General features: G+C 72.2%; 10 protein-coding genes. All 10 read right to left on the reverse strand.

The genetic code is table 11. The features are described 5' to 3' along the window. Positions 1-29: 29 nt before the first annotated feature. The 10 genes from ACQP2X_RS06155 to eccD all read right to left on the reverse strand — a co-directional run bounded on the left by ACQP2X_RS06155 (position 30) and on the right by eccD (position 21,853). Positions 30-1,022, reverse strand: a complete 993-nt coding sequence (locus ACQP2X_RS06155; protein ID WP_498694956.1) for a hypothetical protein — start codon at positions 1,020-1,022, stop codon at positions 30-32. Beyond that, entirely contained in the window at positions 1,019-14,389 is a 13,371-nt protein-coding gene (locus ACQP2X_RS06160) for a DUF8616 domain-containing protein (RefSeq protein WP_498694958.1), read from the reverse strand. Before ACQP2X_RS06160 ends, ACQP2X_RS06155 begins: the two co-directional genes overlap by 4 nt. Before the next feature lie 22 nt (positions 14,390-14,411). Continuing rightward, positions 14,412-14,747 (reverse strand): hypothetical protein, encoded by a 336-nt coding sequence (locus ACQP2X_RS06165; protein WP_498694960.1) that lies wholly within the window; start codon positions 14,745-14,747, stop codon positions 14,412-14,414. Further along, complete coding sequence (locus ACQP2X_RS06170) at positions 14,744-15,160, reverse strand: YbaB/EbfC family nucleoid-associated protein (RefSeq protein ID WP_498694961.1); 417 nt, start codon at positions 15,158-15,160, stop codon at positions 14,744-14,746. Before ACQP2X_RS06170 ends, ACQP2X_RS06165 begins: the two co-directional genes overlap by 4 nt. 11 nt (positions 15,161-15,171) lie before the next feature. Further along, positions 15,172-17,940: a hypothetical protein gene (locus ACQP2X_RS06175; RefSeq protein WP_498694962.1), complete on the reverse strand. Its 2,769-nt coding sequence runs from the start codon at positions 17,938-17,940 to the stop codon at positions 15,172-15,174. Positions 17,941-17,971: 31 nt separating this feature from the next. After that, entirely contained in the window at positions 17,972-18,337 is a 366-nt protein-coding gene (locus ACQP2X_RS06180) for a hypothetical protein (protein WP_498694964.1), read from the reverse strand. A 65-nt stretch (positions 18,338-18,402) separates the two neighbouring features. Then, the gene (locus ACQP2X_RS06185) at positions 18,403-18,693 is read right to left on the reverse strand and encodes a WXG100 family type VII secretion target (protein WP_498694965.1); all 291 of its coding nucleotides are present in this window, start codon (positions 18,691-18,693) and stop codon (positions 18,403-18,405) included. Positions 18,694-18,721: 28 nt separating this feature from the next. Beyond that, on the reverse strand, positions 18,722-19,042 hold the full coding sequence (locus ACQP2X_RS06190) for a WXG100 family type VII secretion target (RefSeq protein ID WP_498657474.1): 321 nt from the start codon (positions 19,040-19,042) through the stop codon (positions 18,722-18,724). A gap of 29 nt (positions 19,043-19,071) precedes the next feature. Then, complete coding sequence (eccB, locus tag ACQP2X_RS06195; RefSeq protein WP_498694967.1) at positions 19,072-20,454, reverse strand: type VII secretion protein EccB; 1,383 nt, start codon at positions 20,452-20,454, stop codon at positions 19,072-19,074. A 1-nt stretch (position 20,455) separates the two neighbouring features. Continuing rightward, positions 20,456-21,853: a type VII secretion integral membrane protein EccD gene (eccD, locus tag ACQP2X_RS06200; RefSeq protein ID WP_498694968.1), complete on the reverse strand. Its 1,398-nt coding sequence runs from the start codon at positions 21,851-21,853 to the stop codon at positions 20,456-20,458. Positions 21,854-21,862: the final 9 nt, after the last annotated feature.

Here is a 21,862-nt window from a genome sequence, read left to right on the forward strand (position 1 = left end):
AAGGACGACGGCTGGGGGGACGCCGAAGTTCACCGGGCGTAGAGACGGGTGAGGGCCCGGTGCACCCCGACCGCGTCCACCTCGGGAGCCCGGTGTCCGGCCGCCCTGATGTGGGCCAGCAGGGCGGGGTCCGGCGCCAGGTCGTGCTTGGCCAGGTAGTAGGCGGTCGCCTCGGGCCACACCCAGCGGCCGTCCGTGTGGAAGCCGACCGGCACCACCGGGCCCAGCACCGGGGCGGCCACGTCCTCGGTCAGCTCCGGGCTGATCAGCAGTGGCGTCCCGGACCGGAGGTAGTCGAGCACCTGCTCCTTGTCGTCCTCGGGTGGCGGCTCGCTCTTGTCGAAGACCTGGGCCACCTCGATCGGTGTGGGCGGCGCCGAGGCGTACAACAGAGCGCTGAAACCCAATGCCGTGCGCTGGAAAGCCGGCAGGGCGCCGGAATCGGTGAAGACGTCCACCTGCGGGTCGGTCTCGCCGGCCGCGGTCAAGGCGTCCTGGAGCGCCGGCGCGATCGCGGCGATCCGGTCACCGGCGGCGGTGGTCTGTACGAGGTAGACGCGGCGCGGCGGTGGCCACGGCGTGGTCCGGGCCGGGAAGCGCCAGGCACGCCAGACCGCCACGACCGGCAGGCCGGGCGCGGCGGCCCGCAGCGCCTCGTCGATCGCGTCGGCGCCGCCCGGACCGTCGTAGGGAGCGGTCAGGTCGAGGCTGTACGGGACGGAGTCGCCGTGTTCGGCCAGCGTGTCGGGGCCGACCGGCGCGAGCGCGAACCAGAGCTGCTCCTCGGCCGTGGACACGATCAGCCCGGCCACCGCGTCGGCGTCGGCGCCGCTCTCGGCCAGCAGGTCGGCGTCGGCCGCGGTGACTGTCACGCGGCCGGTCAGGGCGGCGAAGGTGACCGCCTGGGCGACGGCCGCCGTGTCGCCGTCGGCGAGCCAGCGCCGGGCCTCGGCGGTGAGCTCGCCGGGCAGCCGGCCGGCGGTGCGCAGCAGCAGCCCGTGCAGGGCGGCGATCCGGGTCATGGGCGGTCCTCTTCTCGAGCGAATTCCTGAGCGGCTTGTACGACGCCGGAGATGGTGGCGCCAGGAGCCGAGGCGACGGCCAGCAGCGAGGCGACGAAGTTCAGCGCGTCCGGACCGGCCGGCAGGCCGCGCGCGAGGTAGGGCCGGGCGATCGCGTCGACCAGCCGGACGCGGGCGTCCGGGCCGGACGGCACGGGGCCGTGTCGCGGTTGCGGCGTGTGCGGTATCGCGTCGGCGAGGTCCCGCAGCGCGGCGTCCAGGTCGCGGGTGTCGGAGAACGACGACAGCCGCAGATAGTCGTCGCGGGCCTGCTGGGCGGCGGCCAGGATCCGCGGGAAGCCGCGCCGGGCCGGATCGTCGAGCGGCCGGTCCGCGAACGAGCGGACGTAGGCGGTGAGCGCGGCCAGGATCCGCCGGTCGGCCCGGGCCAGCGCGGCGCGGACGTCGGCGAGGCGCGCGAGCAGATGGTCACCCGGGTCGCGGCCGGCGAGCGCGGCCGCCTCGGCGTCCATCGACGCCACCTGCCGCAGCGTGGTCAGCAGATCGCGTGACCAGCGCTGGTCGACGTCCAGCCCGGCCAGCCGCTGTTCCAGGGCGACGACCTCGGGCGACAGGCCCAGATCGGCCAGGGCGGGCGCCAGCACCGGATGCCAGGTCTCCACCGGTGGGTCGTTGAGCGTCGTGGTCATCTCCTGGCGGATCGCCTTGAGCTCGCGCTTCGGGCCGGTGTCGCGGCGCATGGCGTCGATCTGCGCGGTCAGCCGGTTCAGCTCGCCCGGCGACAGCTTGATCGACTCGGTGAGGGCGTACGTGCCGGGAATCGCCGGTCCGGCGACGTTCGGCAGCGGGCCCTCCGATCCGGTGACGTGGTCGATCAGGTCCTGGATCTCGGCCTCGCCGTCCAGCACCTCCTGGAGGCGTGTGCGCAGGTGGGTGGCGGCGGAGATCCAGTCGCGGGTTCCCGACGCCGAGGCGGTGCGCGTCTCGTCGTACTCGGCGAGGACGGCCATCCAGTCCAGGACGGCCCGGCGGACGCGGTCGTGGTCGCCGGCCGCGAGCAGCCTCTTGACGCGCTCGATCTGGAACAGCCATTCGGTGGGTGCCTCGAACTGCTGGCGGCGCCAGGTGCTGACTGGTCCCGGCTGTGCTTGGGCTTGGCCGTCGGCGGGGTCCTGGGCGGCGGCGCCGGAGACCATCATCCAGCGTTCGGCTTTGCCGGTGCGCATGCCGCGGTGTTCCAGGTAGACGGTCTTCATGCCGAGCAGGGCGGGCATCTCGATGGCGCCGCTCTCCATGCCGACCGCGACGGCGTCGTGTTTCTCCCGGAGCCGGTCGAGGACGAAGAGCTGTTGCGAGCGGTCGAGCGAGACACCCGGCAGCAGCGTCTTCCAGAACTGCACGAGGCTCTTGTCGCGCAGGTCGGCGAAGGCTGGACCGGGATCGTCGCCGACCAGCACGACCTGCGCGTCCTGGAAGTGGTCGACGAGCTGGCGGAGCATGCCGTCGAACATGTCGAGCTCGGGATAGGCGCCGCCGGCGTTGAGCCCCGAGCGCCGCACCCACAGCAGCACGACCGGCTTGTCGGTGGTCAGGCCGAGCTTCGCGTCGACGGCGGCGGACAGCTCGGCCGCGCGCGGCACGTCGGACAGCACCGCCTTGCGCAGATCGGCGCGGGCCGAGTCCTCGCCGTCCAGGAACCGGGTCGCCACGGCCTCGTGCGTCCGGCTGACCTGCCGCTTATATCCGGTGCCGCCGGTGTCGAAGGTGTGCTCCACGGTGATCCGGTCGCCCGGGATTCCCATCGCCTCGAGGTCGGCCTTCAGCCGTTGTGCCTTGGCCAGGCCGTCGGCGATGAGGTCGACGGCCGGTTTCCGTACGCCTGGTTCGACGTTTTCGAGCGCACGGCGCTCGTCCAGGAAATACGTGAGGTCGTGCTCGATCACGAGGTTCGACGGCCCGGCGGTGAGGTGCATCGCGGCCGCGTGGATCGGCGCCTCGCCCGAGAAGTGCGCGTGGATGACGTGCGCGTCCGCCGGATGCCGGACCGGGTGCGGGTCCGGCTTGGGCCGGTCGCGCGCCGCCTGGACGAGCGCGTCGACGTCCTCGGGGTCACGGGCCGCCCCGCGCCGTCGCGGCCGGCTGACGGCCGCCGCGTCGTCGTCCAGGTGCGGCTCGCCGTGCCAGGCGAACGTGTACTGCTCGCGCAGCACGGAGTCGTACAGCCAGTCGTGGTCGGCCGTCCGTTCCGCGGTCTGCTCGACGGCGGTCAGGATGGCGTTGGTGCGGGCCACGAACGTGGGCTGGTCGATGTCGCCGTCGCGCTCGGCGGCCGCCCAGTCGTCGACCAGGGCGGTCAGCGCGGGCTCGCCGGACCGCTCCCGCCACGCGTCGCGCAGCACGCGCGAGCGGTCGGCCGGCCGGGGCGCGGCGGCGAGGCGCTCCTCGACCGCCGGGGCCGGTGTCTCGTCGCCGAGCGCCACCCACGTGGCCTGATAGTCGTCGAGGTTGCGGTAGTGCTGTTGCAAGGCCGTCCAGAACTCGCCCTCCCGCTTGTCACGCTGGGCCGCCTTCGCCTCCCAGTCCTGCCGGACGGCCGGCTCGTCGCTGCCGTTGGCCTTGTAGCGGGCGCCCGCCTCGGCGTCGGCGGCGCTGACGAACGCGTCCGCCTTGGCCTTGAGATCCTTCTCGGCGGTGACCAGGGCCTCGAACGCCTCCACGGCCGAGGTGGGGGCGCCGTGCCCGATCCCGAGGATGCGGCGGGCCTCGGCCAGGCCGGTGCGTACGACGAGGCGTACCTCCTTGCCCTCGGCGTCGGCCGACGGACTGGAGCCGGAGGCGTGCCCGGTCAGGGTGCCGGACAGCACGGGCCGGGTCACGTACTCGATGAGCACCGACGGGTTCTCGGGCTTCTCGTTGCCGAACGAGGTCGCGCCGCTGTCCTCGCCGCTGGCCAGCGCGGTGGTGTCACCGCTGACCGGGCCGGTGCCCGTGTTCTCCAGGGCCTGGTACGGATCGCCCATGTATCCCTTGCCGAGCAGCAGGCGCGGCGTCTGACTCGACACGTTCTGCTGGTTGAGGGCGGTGCCGGCGCTGGTCAGGCTCTGCCCGATGTGCTCGCGGTAGACAGTGGAGTCCATTCCGGCCAGCCGCGCCGCGACCGGGACGAGCCCGACCTTCGGCAGCAGCTTGCGCATCAGCACGTCGGTGGCGGGCACACCGGGCAGGTCGAGCATGTCGGCCGAGAGCAGCTGGGCGGCGTTGGGCAGCAGCACGTCCGGGGTCAGCCCGGAGCGCACCTGGTGGGCGGGCGGATATCCGGCCTCGCGGAGGCGGTGGCTGGCTCGTTCCAGCATCGCGGTCGCCATGTCCTGCAACGATTTCGCCGAGCCGATGTCCTCGGGTGTGAAGTGGGGCGGCACGAGCAGGCCGTTGCGGGTGTCCCAGCCGGGCTCGTCGCCCTCGGTGGCCCGCGGCCGATAGGCGCCGGCGGAGTCCAGCCGGGCGGGCGCGTGACTGCTTGATTTCGTACGGAGGTCGCCCGCCCACCGGTCGACGGTCACATTCTCCTGGAACGTGACGGTGCCGTCGGGCACCGCCCGGCCGCGGTGGTAGACCTTGAGCTCGAAGGTGGGGCGCAGCACGATGCGGGCCTTGACCCCGCGGGCCGAGCTGATGTTGTTGTCGCGCTGCTCGGTCTCGACGATCGACGTGTGCCCGGTCTGGTGGCTCGACGCGTACTGGTGCCCGGCCCCGATCGCGGCCTGCTTGCCGTCGGTGTTGACGATGCCGGTGCCGGCCGCGCCCACGAAGCCCTGGCCGCCGCGGGCGGTCCGCACGAGCTTGCCCGAGCCCCGGGTGCCGACCGTGCGCACGTCGACGTCGTCGTGGTCGGCCTGGAAGCTGTCGAAGACCACTTGCTCCTCGAGGCGCGCCTCCAGACGTACGTCGTAGAGGTGTTGAGTGACTTTGCCCGTCTCGGCGTGGATGAGGGAGACGCCGCCGTCGAACAGGTTGCCCCACGAGCGCTTCACGCCGGCCCGGGTGAGCATCTGAAGCATCCGGTTGCGGTTGAGCATCGGGTCGGCGAGGCCCTTGCCGGTGAGCGAGTCCAGCACGGGCTGGAGCATCCGCTGCCGCTCCGGATGGTCGGCGATCGCCTTCTCGAGCGCCCGGGTGGCCGGCTTGACCAGCGACGGGACCTCGCGGAAGACCTGGAGGCCCTGGCCCGGGGAGCGGCCGGGCGGCAGGCTCACCCCGGTCCGGCGCACCTGCTCGGTGAAGTCCGGCCGTGGCCGCGGGCCGTGCGGCACGCTGCGCCCGTCGTCGCCGGTCGTCAGCAGCCCGGCCTTGATCGCCTGGGCCTCGGTGAGACGCAGATAGACGCCGTTGCGGACGACCGCGCTGTGCTGAACCGTCTTGTGGTGCTCCCACGCCGAGGGTTGCAGGGGCCCCGGCACCATCGACTTCGGGAAACGAGCCGGCGCGCCCACCTCGGCCGCCGCGGTCAGGCGCAGGTCGGCCACGACCAGGTAGGTGCGGGCCTTGCCCTTGCGGTTGTTCACATTGCGCTCGGTGAAGCCGCCGACCTTGTCCTTGCTCCGCCGCAGCCGGTAGCTCAGGATCCGCTGATAGCCGGCCTGGCCGGTGGCGCCGCCGCCGAAACGGTCCTGCTCGGTGCCGGGCCGGCGCAGCCCGAGGCCGCCGGCGATCCGGGCCAGGAACTGCCGCTCGCGGGTCGACGATCCGGTCACCTGGGTTCCCCCGCCCGGAGCGTTCTCGCTGGTGGTCTCGGCGTAGGCGGCGACGATGCGGGGGTTGACGACCCGGGCCGCGACCGCCACGTCGAGCTGGCCGCCGTCGTCCATCGTGGTCAGTGGCTCCGGGCTCCACTGGGCCTCGGTCATGGTGGCCAGGTTGGCGGTCTGCCGGTTGACGGTGAGCCGGTCGTGCAGCTCGGCCCAGACCGGCATGCCCTCGGCCATCGCCTCGTCGCCGCGCAGGCCGCCGAGCTGCCGGCCGGACTGGCGGCCGCCGTAGTTCTGTGTGTCGCGAGCGGCCCGGCGGACCAGGTCGAGCGCGGTCCTGGCGCCGGGCATCGACTCGACGTACTGCCACTCGCCGACGGTCTTGTCGTGGCCGGACCGGTCGACGAAGCCGCGCAGGTCGCCCAGATCGGTGGCGGTGCGCCGTTCCAGGGTGCGGCTCTCCTGGTCCTCGACCTTGATCGGGTGGGCGTCGAGGACGTCCTCGGAGACGGCGCTCTTCGCGTAGAGGACGCGCACCGGCCGGCTCTCGGTGAGCCGGTAGCGGGGCACGGCGCGGCCGCGGACCTCGACGTCGTCGCGTTCGAAGCCGGGCGCGGGCGTGTGCCGGCTGCCCTTGACCGTCCGGCCGAAACCCACCCGCGAGCCGCGGTCACGCCCGAGACCCGTCCGATAGGTGTAGACGGTCACCTCCAGTTCGAGCTGACCCTCGTACGCCTCCGAATCGGGGGTGCCGCCGTGCAGTGCGGTCTCCTGCCCGCTGGTCTCGACCGCGCCGTCCAGCCCCCATCGGCGGTTCGCCTCGAGACCGGCGCCCCCGGTCAGGCCGGTGTTCACCACGCTGCCGGGGAAACGGCCGATGTACGCCCCCTCGACCGCGAAGGCCGCCCGCCACTGGCTCCCGGCCGACGTGCCGTCCTGCTCGCCCGAGGACTGGAAATTGCGGACGGCGACGCCGGTCTGCGTGCCCTTGTAGCGCAGGTCGCCCGGGTGCCGCGCCTTCACGTGCACCACCACGTGCCGGTCGTGGAAGGCGCCGGTGCGGGTCAGCACCGCGCTGACGCCGCCGTTGAGCAGGGCGGTGTAGTTCTGCCGCAGGGCCGGGGCCGACAGCACCCGGTCGAGTTCGGCCTGGTTGCGCTGGCGCTCGGCGGCCGAACTGGCCAGGCCCATCTTCTTGGCCACACCGGCGGTGCGGAAGCGTGGCAGGAAACCGCCGCCGACCCCGCGCACCAGCGACTCCGAGCGGCCCAGCAGGTCGCGGAAGCGGCTCATGCCGAGCGGCATGGCGTGGCCGCCGTGCTCGGCGAAGACCGGGGCCGACCGGGGCGCCGGGTCGTCGGCCGGGTCCGCCGGCGCCGGCGGGTTCAGCAGCTCGGCCAGCTTGTCCTGGGGCAGCCGGCTCAGCACGGTCAGCTCCACCTCGACCGGGCCCGCGCCCGGGGTGCGCCGCATCGGATGGCGCAGCGCGTTGAGACGTACGGCCGGATCGATCTTGACCTTGATTTTTAGCTCGGTGAGGGTGTTGGGCACGTCCTTGAACTCGGTGCCGGTGCGGCTGGTGCTGCTCTGCCGCGCCGACGTGGCGGTGGTGCGGCGGAAACCGGCCGAGATGCGGGCCTGCACCCAGGCCAGGCCGAAACCCCAGCGGATCGGCACCACGCTGCCCCCACCGCCCACCTGGCTGGAGTGCTGCTGCTTGCCGGTCTCGGTGATGCCCGGCTGCCACCGGAACGACGACTTGGCCACGTCGGCCACCGTGCGGATGCCGGTCACCCGCGCCGTCATCTCCAGGCCGACGGCCTGACGGCGCGACGGGCTGAGGATCAGTGGCGAGTGGGCCGGGCTCTCCAGGGCGGGCATGAGCTGACCGAGGATGTTCTGCTCGGTCAGCAGGGAACGCACCTGCTCGCGGCTGATGCTGCCGGTGTCGGCGACGCCGGTCCTCCGCAGCTTGGCCAGAATCTGCTCGGCGGCCTCGTTCCAGGTGATGGTGCCGGTGGCGTCCGGGTCGAGCTTGGCGTCGAGGATGCGGACCGGGCTGGTGTTCTCGACCAGGGTGGCGATGTCGAAGTCGCCGTCGGTGCGGCTCTCGTCGCGGGGCCGCGCCTGGGCGATGTCCTGAAGGGCGTAGAAGACGACATCGGTGGTGAACTCGCGGCCGTTCACCGCGAAGCGGACCGGCGACCGTACGAGGTCGGCGGTCTTGCCGCCCCGCACGTTGTGCGAGTCGAAGACGGTGGCGCTCGACTCGGTGTTCTCGGTGGCCTGGGCCAGCGCGACCTCGCCGTAGACGCCGCCGCCGGGCCCGAACCGGCCGCCGACGGTGACGCCGGTGCCGACGGTGAGGCTCTCGCCCGAGGTCTGCGTCGCGCGCATCGCCGTGGTGGCGTCGATCCGGGTGTCGTACTTGGTGCCCTCGAGCGGGACGACGGTCTCCGAGCCGGTGATCCGGGTCGGGGTGACGGTGACGCTGTGCCAGCGGCCCCAGCCGTCCTTGACGTCGAAGGTGCGGCCGCCGGTGCCGAAGAAGGACTGGAGGTCGGTGCGGAGCGCGTGCTCGATCCCGCTCGTGTCGACGGTGACGGCGTTGCGGCCACCGGGCGTCAGCCGGGCCAGATGCGGGTTGACGCGGGCCCGGACGTCGGCCCGCGCGGCGTCGGTGACCGAAGTGACGAGCGCGTCCAGGTCGGCCGGGCCGGCCACCTCGTACAGCAGCTCGGGGTGGGTGGCGTAGCGGCCCAGCTCGGGCGGGGCGAGGGTGAGGCCGGTGGGATCGCCGGGAGCGTCCTCGGCGGTGATGCCCTCGAACGGGCGCTCGTCGTTGACGACGTCCCAGGGGTCGCCGTCGCCGGTGAAGAGCTGCCAGGAGCGGCCGTCCACCGAGACGGGGGCGCCGGGACGGGTCACGGCGCCGACCCGGACGTGCCCGTCCGGGGTCAGCACGTCCTGGCCGGTGGCGGCGGCCAGGCGCTGGGCGAACTCGGCCGAGACCTCGCCGTTGTAGCAGGCGAGCAGGGTGATCGTGTCGTTGACGGGTCCGAGCAGCTGGGCCACCTGCTCGGGAGTGAGCATTGTGGTGCCGCCGTCGGCGGCCGGCGCCCGCACCAGGGGCCGGTCGCCGGGAACGCCGTGGACCATCACGACCGGGCCGCCGTTCGGTGGCAGCACGGTGCGGCCGGCGATCGACGCCAGGTCGTCGTCGGAGAGCAGCGTGAGGTTGCGCCGGCCGTCCAGCGGCCGGGGCCGATGGTTCTTGACCGTGACCGCCCGCGCCTTCTTGCTCTTGCTCTTCCCGGGCGGCGTCTGGTTGCGGGCGGCCTCGTCCAGCGCGGCCAGCCGCTCGTCGAGCGCGGTGGTGTCGCCGAAGCGGGACCGGCCGGCGTAGTCGTCGCGGGCGCGGGCCAGCGCACCGTGGAAACCGGCCAGCGGCGCCCGCGACCGCGGATGGGCCGGGTCCAGGGCGGTGTCCACGGCCGCGGTCAGCCCGTCGCGGACCCGCTCGTCGAGCCGCCGAAGGTCGGCCCGCAGCTCGGCCAGCTCGTCCCGGAACAGGTCGGTGGTGGCCGGGTCCTCGCCGGCCCGCCGGGTCACGTCGTCGAGCCGGTCGGCCAGCTCGCCGATCCGGTCGAGAGTGTCGAGCCGCGGCTTCGACCAGGCCTGTTCGGGCCCGTCCAGGGCGGCGCCGGTCTCCTCGATGCGCAGGCCCAGATCGAGGACGTCCGGCCACAGGCCCATGTCGGCGAGGCCGACCGGCCGGGCCGGAACCCACTTCTCGGCCGGCGGATCGGCCCGGGTGGCGGCCAGCTCGTCGCGGATCGCGGTGAGGTCGCGCTTCGGCCCGGGCTCGTCCCGCATGGCGTCGATCTGCGCGCTCAGCCGGTCCAGCTCGCCCGGCGACAGCTTGATCGAGTCGGTGATCGCATAGGTGCCGGGGATCTGATTCGCGGGCACGTTCGGCAGCGGGCCGGCCTGGCCGGTGAGGTGGTCGATCAGATCCCGTACCTCCACCTCACCGTCCAGCACCTCCCGCAGTCGTTCGCGCAGGCTCGCGGCGGCGTCGATCCAGTCGCGGCCGCCCTCGGTGGACGCCGTGCGCGTCTCGTCGTACTCGTTCAGCACGGCGAGCCAGTCGTACAAGGCGCGCTCGATCTGATCGGGGTCCGTGAGCCGCTTGACGCGCTCGATCTGGAACAGCCATTCGGTGGGTGCCTCGAACTGCTGGCGGCGCCAGGTGCTGACTGGTCCCGGCTGTGCTTGGGCTTGGCCGTCGGCGGGGTCCTGGGCGGCGGCGCCGGAGACCATCATCCAGCGTTCGGCTTTGCCGGTGCGCATGCCGCGGTGTTCCAGGTAGACGGTCTTCATGCCGAGCAGGGCGGGCATCTCGATGGCGCCGCTCTCCATGCCGACCGCGACGGCGTCGTGTTTCTCCCGGAGCCGGTCGAGGACGAAGAGCTGCTCGGCCCGGTTGAGGGGCGGCTGCCCCGGTAGCAGGGTCTTCCAGAACTGGACGAGGCTGTCGCCGCTGAGGTCGGCGAAGGCCGGGCCGGGATCGTCGCCGACGAGCACGACCTGCTTCTCCCCGCCGAAATGGTCGGCGATCTGGCGGAGCATGCCGTCGAACATGTCGAGCTCGGGATAGGCGCCACCGGCGTTCAGACCCGATCGCCGCACCCACAGCAGCACGACCGGCTTGTCCCCGCCGAACTTGGCGTCGAGCGCGGCCGACAGCTGATCCGCCCGCGGAACATCGCTCAAAACCTTGTCCCGCAACGTCTGCCGGGCCGCGCCCTCATCCGCGAGGAACCGTTCCGCGACCGTCTCGTGCGTGCGGCTCACCGCGCGTTTCCACCCGGTCCCGCCGGTATCGAACGTCTCCTCGATCGTCACCCGCTCCGGCGGCACACCCATCGCCAGCACGTCATCCCGCAACCGCCGCGCCTTGGCCACGCCTTCGGCGATCAGATCAACAGCCGGTTTCCGTACGCCTGGTTCGACGCTCTCGAGTGCACGCCGCTCGTCCAGGAAATACGTGAGATCGTGTTCGATCACCAGGTCGGCCGGCGCCCCGGCCAGATGCATGGCGGCGGCGTGGATGGGCGCCTCACCGGAGAAATGCGCGTGGATGACATGCGCGTCCCGCGGATGCTTGACCGGATGCGGCGCCGGAACGTCCCGTCCTTTGGCAGCCTCGACAAGCGCGGCCACATCCTCCGGGTGCCGGGCGCCGCCCCGCCGCCGGGGCCGGTCGATGGTCCCGTCGTCGTTCATCCGGGGCCGGTTCTGCCAGACATGCCGGTAGCGCTCGTGCAGGACGGCGTCCCGCAGCCACCCGTCGTCCTGCCCGGCCGCGGCCAGGATCCCATCGGTGTGCGCGACGAAGTCACTCTGCTCGAGCCCGCCGTCGTTGTCCCGCTCGGCATCCGCCCAGGCATCGAGCAAGGCGGCGACGTCGGCCGCCCCACCGCGCCGCCCCCACTCGGCCCGGATATCGTCCACCGCGCCCAAAGTCAGCCCTGTCGGGTCATGCGGAGCGTCGGCGGCGGTGATGCCCTCGAAGGGCCGCACATCGTTGACGACATCCCAGGAGTCGCCGTCTCCCGTGAAGAGCAGCCATGGCCGTTCCCCGACCGAGATCGGCTGCCCCGGCCGGCTGACCGCCCCCACCCGAACGTCCCCGGAGGGAGTCAGCACATCCCGCCCGGTGGCGGCGGAGAGCCGCTCAGCGAACTCGGCCGAGACTTCCCCGTCGTAGCAGGCGAGAAGCGTGACAGGCCCGTCGACGGGCGTAGGACCGAGCAGCTCAGCCACTTGCTCCGGCGTGAGCGCGACGGTGCCTCTCCCGCCATCCTCCCGCCGGACCGGCACGTTCACCGCGACCGGCCCGCCGGCGGGCGCGCCGTGCACCATGACAACCGCCCCACCACCGGCGGGAAGAACCGAACGTCCTCCGATCAGCGCCAGATCCTCATCGGACACGAGCGTGATCCCACTCCGCCCATCCGGCCCAGGGCCCACCGCGAGCGGCACCCCGTCCGCAAGCCATCCCCCGTCCTCACTCCGGACAAGACTGCCAACCCCACCACCCAGCACCGCCCCGGCTCCCACCGGCGCCGCGCCTTCCGCTGCTGTCGTGCCTTCCGTCGGCGTCGTGCCTTCCGTCGGCGCTGTTCCTTCCGCCGGCGTTGTGCCTTCTGTGGGGGCCGTGCCGTCCGCCGGTGCTGTTCCTTCCGCGGGCTTCGGCACCCCGCCGACCTCGCCCGGCCCGATCGCGGCGGGCCCATCGTTCGTGAGCGCTTGCCCATCCGCGCCCACCTCCACACGACCATTTGCAGGCGCATGGCCGTCGGCGTTGCCCGGATCGCTCACATTCGAAGGGCCGTTCGGGTGCGTTCGCTCATCCGCGAACATGGGAGTGCCCGACCCTGTGGAAGACTCCGTGCCGCCGAGCCCCAGATTCGATCCCGCGCCGATCGTCTCGGCACTGGGCGAAAGCCCCACCCTACCCCCGATCGACCCAGGCGAGACCGGCCGCGCCCGATTGTCCCCGGCATTGGCCTGCGACGAACCCGCCCCGCCAGCCGACGAGCCTCCCTGCCCCGGCGCCCCTTGCCCGCTGCCGGACGATGGCCCTTGCGCCGGCGTCCCTTGCCCGCCGGCAGATGACGGCCCCTGTCCGGGAGTCCCTTGCCCGGCGACGGAGATTGGTCCTTGTCCGGGAGTCCCTTGCCCGCCGACGGAGGTTGGCCCCTGCTCGGACATTTCTTGCCCGGCGGCAGGTGACGGCGCCTGAGTCAGCGCTGCCAGTCCATCCGGCGATGACGGGTCCTGAGCCGCTGGGCCCTGCCCGGAGACTGTGGAAGGGGCGTTTCCCGGCGTTTCCCCTTCAGATACGGATGGCGGCGGCACGTCCTGAACAATTGCCGCTCCCTGCGGACTTCCCTCTTGACCGCCGGTGGCCTCGCCGCTCTCCGGCCCCGAAGTCTGCGCTGGACCGTCGTTCTGCGCGCCGCTGTGGTTGGTTCCAGTGCTCGGTGCGCTGCCGTTGGGCGCGGTGGTGTCGTGCGCGTTGGTGGTGACGGTGTCAGGCGGGTCGGTGTTGAGCGGGCCGCTGTTGTTCGTGGCATTCGGTTGTGTGGTGGTGTGGGTGTTCGAGTTTGGGGCATCCGGGTTCTCGGAAGTGGTGACGCCCGGGCGAGGGTCGGAAGGCGGTGCTGTCGGGACGTCGGTCACGGGGGTGGGGGTGTCGGCGGCCTGAGGGATATTTCCCGATTTCTCGGGGTCGGATAGTGGGTTGTGGTCGCCGGCGTCGAAGTCGTGGCGCATGGCGTGGCCCAGCTTTTCGCCGGCGAACTCGAAGGAACCCGAGGTCAAGCCGGACAAGGCCGCGCCGTGGATGTTTCCGCCCTGGCTCCAGTCGATCTCCTCGCCCTGGCTGACCGCCCAGAGGATCTCGGTCAGCACCTCGGTGCTCATCTCGTGGGCGGCGTTCTCGGCGTACTCCCGAGCGAAGTTTCCCACCTGCACATGCCGTGGCGTCGGCGCCGGGTCCGGGCCGCCCTTGGTCACCGGTGTGGGGGCCGGATCAGGCTTGGGCGACGGCGCGGGATCCGGCCTGGGTGTGGGTGCCGGGTCGGGCTTGGGTGTGGGTGCCGGGTCCGGTTTTGGTGCGGGCGCCGGATCGGGCTTGGGCGTGAGGGCTGGGTCGGGCGTGGGCGTGGGGTCGGGCTTGGGTGTGGGGGCTGGGTCGGGCGTGGGCGTGGGGTCGGGCTTGGGTGTGGGGGTCGGGTCTGGTTTGGGGTCGGGGGTAGGGGTGGGGTCGGGCTTGGGGGTGGGGGAGACATCCGGCTTGGGGACGGGGGTGGGGGTGTCCGGCTTGGGGTCGGGAAGGTTCAGGAGGTCGTCGGGGAGGCCGTCTTTGCCGAAGAGCTTTTTCAGCAACGTGGCGGCGGCGCCGCCGGCTGCGCCCAGCAGGAGGCCTACGGCGCCGCCCAAGGAGCCGACGGCGGCGGCGTCTCGGACCTTGTTCCAGTCGATGGAGTCTCGGTGGCCCTCCTGGATCTGGATGGTCTGCACCACCAGGTCCATCAGGACCTGCATGCCGATGCCGGCCACCTGTGAGGTCACCACGGCGACGATCGCGCGGGCCAGCCACGCCCAGATCTTGAAGCGGCCCACCAGGAAGCGGGTGGCCAGGGCCGAGAGCGCGCCGGGGAAGAAGAACGCGATCGCCATCGCGATCAGGAACTCGATCATCAGCTCGATCAGAGTGGCGATGATCATGAGCTTGGCGTACTCGACCTCGGTGGCCGCGTCGTCCATGTCGTCGCCGAGGCGGTTCACGTAGCGCGAGGACAAGCCGATGAAGCCGGGGTCGTTCGTGTATTCCTGGAGGGCGTCGACGACGGCGGCGTTCGCCTCGCCCTCCACGGCTGAGTCGATCTCGGTGATCGCCTTGGTGAACAGCGGGAGGATCTTCGCGATCTCCTCGGCCGCCTGCCGGTGCACCTGGGCCAGTTGCCAGAGCTTGTCCTCGTCGGTGCCGGGGAACTGCTCCCCGGACAGCCAGAACTGGAAGTTGTTCAGCTCATCCGACACGTCCATGCCCATGACCGGCCCGCCCGCCTCAGTGGTGGGTGGTGGAAGGCCCGTTGGTGGACTCGGTGACGTTGTCCTCCTCGGCCTTCGCGAAGAAGTCGGCCATCTCCTTGGTGGCGCCCACGTCACCGTGCGCCGCCCGCTCGATCATGGCGAGCAGGCTCTTCGTGATCTCCGGCGATTGCGTGACCAGCTGCACCACGTACTCGTCGAGATCCGAATTGCGCTGATGAAGCACGACCTGGCCGACTCCGGACACACCGGCCTCGTACGCCTCGATGGCCTGCTTGATCTCCTGGGCGGCGTGCCGGAGGGCCGGGCTGTTCAGGTCCTCCGTGCTGGCGCCGACACGGGCCGGGCTCACCGGCGGTCGCCCGGCCGGTGGGCCTTCGCCTCGTCGAAGACCTGGGTGATCTCGCGCATGGTGGCGTCGAAGTCGACCGGGCCGGTCAGCATGTCGAGCACCGGCATGCCACCCGGAAGCAGTTCGGCGAACAGGCTTGCCGCCTGCTGCCGGGCGTCGTGCTGGGCCGCGCGTACGGTCTCGGCGACGAGCGAGCCGAGCTCGGCCGGCGCCATCGTGCGGTAGGCGCCGGTCAGGAACTTCACCTCGGTCGGCTCGCCCTGCGCGTTCACCGTCACGCTGAGCGCGCGGTTCTTCGCGACGACGGTCGTGGCAGCCTCGGCCATCCGCGCCTCGAAGCCGGCGACCTTCGCCTTGTGCTGCTCGAACTCGGCCATCGCCTGCTCGAGCCGGTTCTCCAGGGGACTGCTCATCGTCTCTCCGTTCAGTAGCCGCGGTTGCCGGCCCGGCCGCCGCCGCGGGCCGGGGTGTGCGGTGTGGCGGGCTGCCTCGGCGCCGGCGCCCACGGGTCGCGCTCGGTGCTGTCGACGTCGCCGTGCTCGTCGCGGCCGACCACGGCCGGGGAGACGTCCGGGTCGGTGCCCCAGACCTCCTCGTCCTCGGCCAGCCAGGTGGTGCGCTCCCGCTCCTTCTCCTGGTTGCCACCCATCTGGCCCATGCCGCCCATCGGCGGCATCATGGGCGGATATCCGCCGCCGGCGCCCGGTGTGAGCGCCGACGCGGCGGTCCCCGCGGCCACCCCGGCCGCGCCCGCGCCGAGCGCCCCGATCGGCGTCCCGGAGTCGGCCGACCCGCCCAGACCGCCGCCGCCCAGACCGCCACCGCCCAGGCCGCCGCCGCCGCTCAAACCGCCGCCCAGGCCACCACCGCCGCCCAGACCACCGCCGCCCAGACCACCGCCGCCGAGCCCGCCACCCAGACCACCGCCACCGCCACCGGCGCCGCCGGTCGCCCAGGTGCCGTTGCCGCCGTACGCGCCGGTGCCGAAGTCCATCCCGGTCGTGTCGAGCGAGGTCCCGAGCGGCCCCACGTTGAAGCCGTTGGGCGGCTGGTTGTGGCTCACCGGCAGCGAGGCGCCGTCGCCGCCGAAGCCGTATCCGCCGTTCCCATCGGTGGCGCCACCGCCTATGTCCCCGATGCTGGTCCCGTCGCCACCGAGCCCACCGGGGTCACCGCTGAACCCGCCACCGCTGGTCCCGCCGCCAAGACCGCCACCACCCAGGCCGCCACCACCCAGGCCGCCACCAAGACCGCCACCGAGGCCGCCGCCGCCAAGACCACCGCCGGGGCTGCCGGCGAAGCCCGCGCCCGGAGTGCCGCCGGTGCCATCGAAACCGGGTGTCTCGCCGGTGGCCCCGCCGAAGCCAGGCCCGTCGTCCCCGCCAGGGTTGCCGCTGAAGCCCGCGCCGGGCAGGCCGGCGCCCGCGCCCCCGCCGATCGCGCCCGCGGTTCCGCCGCCGTTGGGGCCGCCGCCGCCCGTCGCCGACCCGAAGGACGGCACGTTGCCGGTAGCTCCGCCGTTACCGGCGAGGCTGCCCAGGTCCACAGTGGCTGGACCACCGGTGCCGCCGATCGTGGCTCCCGGCGTTCCGCCGCCGGTCATGCCACCGCCCGCGCCCTCCCCATCCTCGCCACCGGTGAAGTCGGTCAGCCCGTCCAGCGTCGGCCCGTTGTTCCCCTGGCCGTTGCGAGTAACCGTCGCGCCGTTGCGCCCACCGGTGGTGAAGGCTCCGAGCCCGCCGACCCCGCCCGCGCCGAACGCTCCTCCGCCCCCGCCGGTTCCGCTGCCGTCGCCGTTCAGCCCACCGAGCCCGTCACCGGTCGCCGAGAAGATGTTGTTCGGCCCCTGGCCGCCGAAGCCGGACGCGTCGACGGTGCCCCCCGGGTTGTTGCCGCCGCCGGTAAAACCGCCGCCCCCGGTAAAACCGCCGCCGCCGGTAGAACCGCCACCGGTGGAACCACCGTTGTTGCCACCCCCGTTGGGACCGCCGCCGAAGATGTTGTTGGGGTCGAAGTTGGCGCCGCCACCGCCGCCACCCCCGCCGCCACCGTTGAGCCCTCCGTTGTTGCCGCCGTTGTTCCCACCCAGGATGTCGTTGATGTCGATCTTGCCGTCGCCGTTGGTGTCGGTGAGCCCGCCGGTTCCCGGCCCGTTGGCCCCACCGGTCGTCGTCGGGTTGTCGGTCGGCGGTGGCACGAACGTCCGCGTCTCGTGCATGTTCATGCGGGTCTTGTCGAAACTGTCCCGCAGCGCCGTCACCTGCGTCTTGATCGTGCTGTCGAGGTTGGCCGCGTTGCTCACCCAGAAGTTCTGCATGTCGGTGTTCAGGCCGCCGACCCCCTGGTTGAGGAAGTCGTACCCCTTCTCGCCGTTGCCGAAGTTCAGGTTGAACACCCAGCTCGTCACCGTGCCGGTGGCCGCCGGCTGCCCGTTCATCGCCTGCGCCTGGGCCTTGAGCTGGCTGACCACGTCGTTGACCATCTTCGACGGGTCGGGCTTGTGGTAATAGAAGTCGTCCCAGGCGTTGCGCACCTGCGTCCAGAACGTGCGCACCGCCGTGGCGTTGTCGTGCAACATCTGGACCCAGTCCTGGTTGGTCTTCAGGTCCGTCTGGAGCAGCTTCAGCTCGTCCCGCATGTTCTCCAGCGTCTCGACGAACGCTCCCGCGGCCGTACCCTTGAAGCCTGTGTCCGGCCCGTCGACCTTGCCGATCTCGGCTTGCAGGCGCTGGATGGCCTGGCCCAGCCAGGTCCAGAGGTTGTAATAGGTCTCGGCCGCCTGGTCGAGCGAGTCCGCGTTGAGCACCGTGCCCGTCGGCCCGCTTTCGAGGGCCTTGTTGGTGCTGGTGAGGAATTCGTTGACGTACTTGTCGTGTGGTGAGTCCCCGCCGCCGAGGTACCAGTTGATCTCGCCATCGAAGATCAGATAGTTGTCGGGGTTGTCGACCTGGACCGGCACCGGATAGCCCATGTAGCCGGAGACGTAGCCCTGCCGGGTGCCGCCGTCCAGCTTGCGATAGAGGGCGAACTTGTTCTCGCCGGGGTTGTCGGCCGGCGGCTTGCCCTCGATGTGGACGTTGGTGATGCTGATCCAGTTCATGCCGAGGAAGTGCTTGCGGTCCATCGGATCCGCGCCGAGCACGATGTTCAGGCCCGATTCCCACGGCTTGTTCTGATCCAGTGGCTGCGTCATCACTATCTCCGGCGGCGGGGACTCGAAGAAATCAGGAAGTAGGACCGGTGTAGCGCCCGTACTCGGTGAGCGACATGTTGTTCAGCTCGACGTTGTCGCCCGACGCGAGGATCTGGTCGAGCCGCTGTGCATAGGTGTCGAGCTTGACGTCGAACTGGCCGAGCTTCGTGTCGACCTGGCCGCCGATGGTGGTGATCCGGGTCTTCAGGTTGCCGCCGGACTGGAAGTTGGCATGGCCGGGAACGACCGCGAGGTTGTTCACCGGGTGGCCGTGCGGGTGGCTCTCGTCGTTGGGGTTCACGCCGCCGCGTACGACCGAGATCTGGTTTCGCACGCCCATCAGCTGGTCGCGGACGGTCGAGATGAAGGACTCGTCGATCTTGATTGGCCCGGGCATGGTGCCTCCTGGTCATCGGGTGCGTGTACGGGCGGGAGCATCCGCCCGTACACACGGAAATGAGGTCAGCGGCGGAAGAGCGACGCGCCCGCGGCGTCGGTGTGCACGTAGTTCTCGCCGATGCGGCCGAGGCTCTGTCCCTTGATGCCGAGGGCGTCCTGCATCTCGGTCATGCCCTGGTTCCAGAGGAGCTGGGCCTCGTCGTAGCTGTCGATGGCGGTACCGGAGTTGACCGCCTTGAACCGCTCGGCCGCGCCCTGCAGCGTCTGGAGCGAGGCCTGGAGCTTCTCGGTGACGCTGCGCAGGGCCTGCACGCCGTCGTCGCCCACCTGGGGCATGTACGAATACGTAGCCATGATTGCCGTCCTTGAAGAGGGGAAGGGGTCAGGTCCAGCTCGCCGAGACTTCGCCCTGTGCGGCGAGCGCGGCGGCGTCGTCCTCGGTGTTGGCGGTCAGCTTGGAGAACTGGACCATGCTCTCGTCGATCATGTTGAGGGCGTTGTGGATCTTCAGGAGGCCCTGCATCCACTCGCCGAGGCCGTCGCTGAACTTGCCCGACGCCACGCCGCTCCAGCCGCCGACGAGCGACGCCTGGGTGGTGCTGACCGAGTTGTGCGCGGCCTGCTGGTCGTCGGCCGCCTGCTTGAACGCGTTGATGAGGGCGACAGTGGTCGCCTCATCGATGTCCAAGTTGCCGTTTGCCATCTACCTCTCCTTTTCGTGGCGGGCCCGGATCATCCGAGCACCATCGCCGTCCCCAACGCGGGCCCGGTCGGCAGCAGGTCGAGCAGCCGGGGCGGTACCGGTCGGGTGTCCGAGGCGGGGAATCCGAGGCGGGCGGCGGACGCGGTGTCGGTCACCGGGTACTTCACGCCCGCGTCGGTCACCAGATAGCGGACGGCACCGAGCGCCTGTCCGAACCGGCTCGCCGCGACCAGCCCGCCCTGGCCGGGTTCGACCGACACGGCGGCCGCGGTCCGCGAGGTGCGGTGCAGGGCCACGCCGTCGGTCACCGCGCCGGCGCCGCTCACCGGCCGGCCGGCGACGATCTCGACGCGGCCGTCGGTCATCGACTGCCGGGCACACCACGTGGTTCCCGGCGGCGGCGAGGGCAGAATCCGGGGCAGTTCCAGGGGTACGCCTGTCGGCAGCACCGGAGACGCGGAGACCGGCAGACCGGCCAGCGCGGCCAGGCTGATCTCCCGCGGCCGGACCGGCCCACGGTAGAGCTTCGCGGTCTCCGGGTCGGCGGTCACGATCGCGTAGGCGAGCGTGCCGAGCGGGCTGAGCCCGTCGGCCCGGAGCAGATAGGTGCGGTGGTCGACCGCGGTGAAGATCTCACCGATCCGGCTGGGCTGCCCGTCGATCGCGGGACCGGGGCGGCCCCGGCCCGCCACGTCCACCGGGCCCAGGTCGGGACCGGCCGGCACGGCCTCGAGCCAGATGTCCTCGACCGGCAGGCCCGGCCCGTCGGCGCCGAGCACCCGCGGCAGCCAGGCGGTCGCGAGCCGCAGCCGATATCCGCGCCAGAGCAGGTAGCGGCGGTCGCCGGAGGAGGCCAGCACGGCTTCGTCCGGGGACGGCGCGGAAGCGGGATAGGCCTTACCGATGGCGAGGGTCGTGGCGGTCGTGGTCCGACCGGTCTGGTCCTGGGCCGACGCCGCGCACACCGTCCACATCTGACCGGCGACCTGACCGGCGGCGGGCAGCGCGTCGGGCGCGCCGACGATGCCGACCGGCTGCCCGTGCGGCACGTCGCCCAGCGAGCGCCGCGACACCGAGACCACCTTCGGCTCGGACGAGGAGACCAGGCGGGCCGAGGCGTAGTTGAGGACCGGACGCAGCGTGCCCGAGACATACAGATAACGGCTGCCGGTCTCCTTCTCGACGATCAGCACCCCGGGCTTCTGCCAGCTGCTGGCGCCGCCCGGCTTGAGCAGCCCGAAGACGGTGAAGCCGGCCACCACCAGGGCGGTCACGAGCAGTCCGGAGAGCGTGCCGACGACCATGCGCCGGTGCGGGTTCTCCGGCGCGTCGGCGTCGGCCACGACGAGGGCGGTGACGAGCCGGCTCCAGACGTACGACTGTGCCTGAACCTGATCGCGACGGGACTGCACGTCAGCCCCCGATGGCCCGGGCGAAGCCGTAGAGGTCGAGCACGGCGGCCAGGATCGGCAGCAGCGCGACCGTGGCCAGCAGCTGGGTGATGTCGCCGACGCGGCCCCACACGGGCATGAGGCGGCGGTTCGGCAGCCGCCGGGCCGCCACGTAGAGCAGGACGGCCGCGGCGACGACACACGAAGGGACAACGGCGAGTCGCACGACCGCGGATGCCGCCACGAGCGCGATCAGAGCGATGGCGACCACGCCCGCGGCCGCGGGAAGAGCCACCGCCAGCCGGTGCCGCCCGCTGGTCATCGGCCGCGCGGCCAGCAGCCGGACCAGCGCGACCAGCCCCACCAGCGTGTACCCGGCCCAGCCCCGGCCCGGCGCGACCAGCAGCAGCCCGGCCACGGCGGCGACGGCCAGACCGGTGTGCAGCCCGGTCATATATCCGTCGGCCACCGCGGCCCGCCGCATCAGCGGCTCGCTGGGCTCGGGCTCGATGTCCTCCTGGAGCTCCTCGGGCTTGGCCGGCAACGGGTTCAGCCGGATCCGGGCCAGCCGGAACGCGGTCACCGGCACCACCGCCGTCGCGATCGTCGCGACCACGGCCACGACCGCGCCCGCCTCCCGCCCGGTCAGCCCGGCGAAGGCGGCCAGTCCCGCCCCGAGCGCCGACAGCGTAGCCGCGGTGGTGACCGCGGCCGCCGCCGGCGCCGCGTGGCCGACCAGCACCCCGCCGGCGACACCGAGCACGGCGACGATCACCGCCGCGGTGAAGACCTGCGCCGAGCCGAGATGCAGCGGCGCGCTCGCGGTGACCGTGTCCGGTGCGACCAGGCCGGCCAGGGCGCCGAAGACCAGCCCGCCGGCGGCCGCGACCAGGCCGAACAGCCGGTCGCCGAAGGACCGGGTGAAGATCGCCCCGGCCGCGGTGAGCAGCAGGGCGAGCACGGCGGCGACGATCGCCCGGGGCAGCGTCGGCCCGGCCGTGGCGAGCCCGAGAACCCCGGTGGCGAGCACGACGGCCAGCGCGCCGGCCGCCGCCCACCGGGTCATCTCCGGGCGCCACGCGCCGGGGCGGTCGCGGACGCCGGTGGCCAGGCCGTCGGCCAGGTCGTCGAAGTGCACCGGCGGGATCTGCTCCGAACGCGGGCGCAGATGCAGCACGGTGCCGTCGGTCAGGCCGGACGAGCCGACCGTGGCGTCCTCGTCCAGCGCGGCCCCGCCGAGCCGCTGGAGCACCCAGCCGCCGTGGGCCAGGCCGGCGTCGGCCACGCCGTCGCCGAGCTGATGGAGCAGCACGGGAAGCAGATCGGCCACCACGACCTGGGGTGGCACGGCGATCTCGAGCTGGCGGTCCGGGCCGCACACGACGAGCCGGCACATCTCCGCGGGTGCGGTGACGGTCATGGACAGCAG

The sequence above is a fragment of the Actinoplanes sp. CA-131856 genome, from assembly GCF_050956135.1.
Lineage (GTDB): Bacteria > Actinomycetota > Actinomycetes > Mycobacteriales > Micromonosporaceae > Actinoplanes.

Excerpts from the sequence above, each read along its gene's own strand:
- ACQP2X_RS06160 (WP_498694958.1), bottom strand. The coding sequence starts at position 14,389 with ATGGACGTGTCGGATGAGCTGAACAACTTCCAGTTCTGGCTGTCCGGG.
- ACQP2X_RS06170 (WP_498694961.1), bottom strand. The coding sequence starts at position 15,160 with ATGAGCAGTCCCCTGGAGAACCGGCTCGAGCAGGCGATGGCCGAGTTC.
- ACQP2X_RS06180 (WP_498694964.1), bottom strand. The coding sequence starts at position 18,337 with ATGCCCGGGCCAATCAAGATCGACGAGTCCTTCATCTCGACCGTCCGC.
- ACQP2X_RS06185 (WP_498694965.1), bottom strand. The coding sequence starts at position 18,693 with ATGGCTACGTATTCGTACATGCCCCAGGTGGGCGACGACGGCGTGCAG.
- eccD (WP_498694968.1), bottom strand. The coding sequence starts at position 21,853 with ATGACCGTCACCGCACCCGCGGAGATGTGCCGGCTCGTCGTGTGCGGC.
- ACQP2X_RS06175 (WP_498694962.1), bottom strand. The coding sequence starts at position 17,940 with ATGACGCAGCCACTGGATCAGAACAAGCCGTGGGAATCGGGCCTGAAC.
- ACQP2X_RS06155 (WP_498694956.1), bottom strand. The coding sequence starts at position 1,022 with ATGACCCGGATCGCCGCCCTGCACGGGCTGCTGCTGCGCACCGCCGGC.
- ACQP2X_RS06190 (WP_498657474.1), bottom strand. The coding sequence starts at position 19,042 with ATGGCAAACGGCAACTTGGACATCGATGAGGCGACCACTGTCGCCCTC.